The organism is Gordonia sp. (in: high G+C Gram-positive bacteria), from assembly GCF_020438995.1.
Lineage (GTDB): Bacteria > Actinomycetota > Actinomycetes > Mycobacteriales > Mycobacteriaceae > Gordonia.
The window spans coordinates 1-2,801 of the sequence record NZ_JAGQTN010000157.1; the positions used below are offsets into that span (position 1 = coordinate 1).

Consider the following 2,801-nt stretch of genomic DNA (forward strand, 5'->3'; position numbering starts at 1 on the left):
ACTTCGTGCCGCGAATTGATTGTCGCGATATCCGGATCGCGCGACGGAGTTTGCGACGCGGGAAACGCGGTCAGGTGTCGGTGAGGGCGGCGCCGGTGGCTATGGCGGGCAGGGCCGTGGTGACCAGGGTGACGAGGTCGTCGCGGGTGATGTCGTGGGTGGTGAACCAGTTGATGGTGGTCTCCTCGACGAAGGCGATCCAGCCGTGGACGGCGAGCCGGACGATCGGGGTGACCTCGACGCCGAGGGCGGGTGCGTGGGTATAGATGCGTTCGGCCATGGCGGCGCGGGTGGAGTCGAACACCGCACGCATCGCCGGGTCGGAGCTGGCGGCACCGCGGATCAGCGCCATATAGGCGATGCGGTTCTCGCTGACGTAGTCGATGAACGCACCCATCGACTTCTTCAAGACCTCGATCGGATCACCGAGGGAGGCGTCGGGTGCGGTGCAGGCGAGCATCCGATCGGCCTGCGCCTGGGCCAGTGCGACGTGGAAATCCTGTTTGGACTCGAAGTAGTGGAACAGCAGCGCCCGGGAGACACCGGCGGCGTCGGCGATCGCGTCGATGGACACGTCCTCGATAGGACACTCACGGACCATCGTCAACCCGAGTTCGATGAGCTGCTCGCGGCGGGCCTCCGGGCTCATCCGGGTGCGGCGGGGCTTTCGGGGCGATGCCGTGGGCCGATCCGTTGTGCTCGTCACGAACCGCTCCTCCATATCGCCGCACCCGGCGTATCACCACACCCGTCGCATTTCCCACATTACGGTCGCCAGCCCGGAGGGCCTTGTACCCTTCACCTTCCCCGGCGAAAGGCGCTCAACTCCGAACTGGCGACCACACCACCATAGCCGGTTACTGACCGATACTCAATAGTGTATTGACTGACGTTCAATAGCGCTTTATGGTAGGTCGCATGACAACGAACGATGTTCAGGTCGCCATCATCGGCGCAGGCTTCTCCGGACTCGGCGCAGCCATCAAACTCAAGCAGAACGGCGTCGATGACTTCGTCGTCCTCGACCGCGGCCAGAACTTCGGCGGTACCTGGCGCGACAACACCTACCCGGGTGCTGCCTGCGACGTGCCCTCGCAGCTCTACTCGTACTCGTTCGAGCTCAACCCCGACTGGACCCGCTCCTACGGCCATCAGCCCGAAATCCACAGGTACATCAACGACGTCGCCGTCAAATACAACATCGAGGCCAAGACCCGATGGGGCTCGGACGTCACCCGCGCGGAGTGGAACGAGGACGAGAACCGCTGGCACCTCGAGGTGACCCGCAACGGCACGACCGAGCACTACAGTGCCCGGACCGTCGTCGCCGCGGCCGGCCCGCTGTGCGAACCGAACCTGCCCGACATCGACGGCATCGACAGCTTCGGCGGCAAGATCATCCACTCGGCCCGCTGGGACAACGACTACGACTTCACCGGCAAACGCGTCGCGGTCATCGGCACCGGCGCCTCGGCGATCCAGCTCGTCCCCGAGATCGCCAAGATCGCCGGACGCCTCGACGTGTACCAGCGCACCGCCCCGTGGATCGTGCCGCGCACCGAGCGCACTTACCACCGCGCCGAGAACTGGGCGTTCAAGAACGTGCCCGGCGTGCAGAAACTGATGCGAGCCACCGTGTACGGACTCAACGAGGTCACCGCGTTCGGACTCACCTACTCCCCCAAGGCACTCAAGCCTGTCGAGCTGGTGTGCCGCGGCAACATCGCCAAGTCCATCAAGGATCCCGAGCTGCGCGAGAAGGTCACCCCGAAGTTCGCGGTCGGCTGCAAACGCATCCTGCGGTCCAACAATTGGTACCCGGCGATCGCCCGGCCGAATGTCGACCTGGTCACCGACGGCATCAGCAAGATCACCGGCAGCGGCGTGGTGACCAAGGACGGCACCGAGCGTGAGGTCGACGTGATCGTGGTGGCCACCGGCTTCCACGTCACCGACTCCCCGATGTTCGAGACGATCATCGGCACGCAGGGCCGCAGCCTCGCCCAGGCCTGGGAACACACGGGCATGCAGGCCTACAAGGGCACCTTCGTCCACGGCTTCCCCAACATGCTGCTGATGGTCGGCCCGTCAACGGGCCTGGGCCACACCTCGATCGTGTACATGATCGAATCGCAGCTCAACTACCTGGTCAGCTACTTCAAGCAGGTCCGCGACCAGGGCATCACCCGCACCGAGGTGAAGGCCGACGCCCAGGACGAGTTCAACAACAGCGTCCAGCACGGGCTGCGCAACAGCGTGTGGCTCACCGGCGGCTGCGCCTCCTACTACCAGGACCAGAACGGCAACATCACCACGCTGTGGCCGGGATTCACGTTCAACTTCCGCCGAATCACCAAGGAATTCGACATCGCCGCGTACGACGTCGAGCGCGCCGACGCCACCGTCTCGGCCTGACACCGCACAACGACAGGAGCGCAAGATGAAAGATTTTCGGGACAAAGTCGTCGTGGTCACCGGGGCGGGGTCGGGTATCGGCCGCGAACTGGCTGTCAAATTAGCCCAGAAGGGTGCCAAGGTAGCGATCTCCGACGTCGATGCCGCCGGGCTGGCCACCACCGAACGGCTGGTCCGCGAGGCGGGTGCGCAGGTTCATACGCAGACACTGAATGTCACTGAGCGCCAAGCTGTTCTGGACTACGCCGAGACAGTTGCCACGCATTTCGGCGGCGTCAACGCGATATTCAACAATGCCGGAATCGCCCACCACGGCGAGGTGGAGCACACCGACTTCAAGGACATCGAACGCGTCATCGACATCGACTTCTGGGGAGTCGTCAACG

General features: G+C 64.2%; 3 protein-coding genes. 2 read left to right on the forward strand and 1 reads right to left on the reverse strand.

Annotation, left to right across the window (positions count from 1 at the left end):
• Positions 1 to 70: 70 nt before the first annotated feature.
• The gene (locus KDB67_RS11500) at positions 71 to 649 is read right to left on the reverse strand and encodes a TetR/AcrR family transcriptional regulator (RefSeq protein WP_291015842.1); all 579 of its coding nucleotides are present in this window, start codon (positions 647 to 649) and stop codon (positions 71 to 73) included.
• 269 nt (positions 650 to 918) lie between these two features.
• Here KDB67_RS11500 and KDB67_RS11505 point away from each other — a divergent pair, with 269 nt between their 5' ends.
• Entirely contained in the window at positions 919 to 2,415 is a 1,497-nt protein-coding gene (locus KDB67_RS11505) for an NAD(P)/FAD-dependent oxidoreductase (protein WP_291015838.1), read from the forward strand.
• 25 nt (positions 2,416 to 2,440) lie between these two features.
• On the forward strand, positions 2,441 to 2,801 hold a 361-nt coding region (locus KDB67_RS11510), incomplete at its 3' end, for an SDR family NAD(P)-dependent oxidoreductase (protein WP_291015840.1).

What these genes read in the sequence shown, in the direction of transcription:
- KDB67_RS11500 (WP_291015842.1), bottom strand. Translation starts at nt 649, where the DNA reads ATGAGCCCGGAGGCCCGCCGCGAGCAGCTCATCGAACTCGGGTTGACG.
- KDB67_RS11505 (WP_291015838.1), top strand. Translation starts at nt 919, where the DNA reads ATGACAACGAACGATGTTCAGGTCGCCATCATCGGCGCAGGCTTCTCC.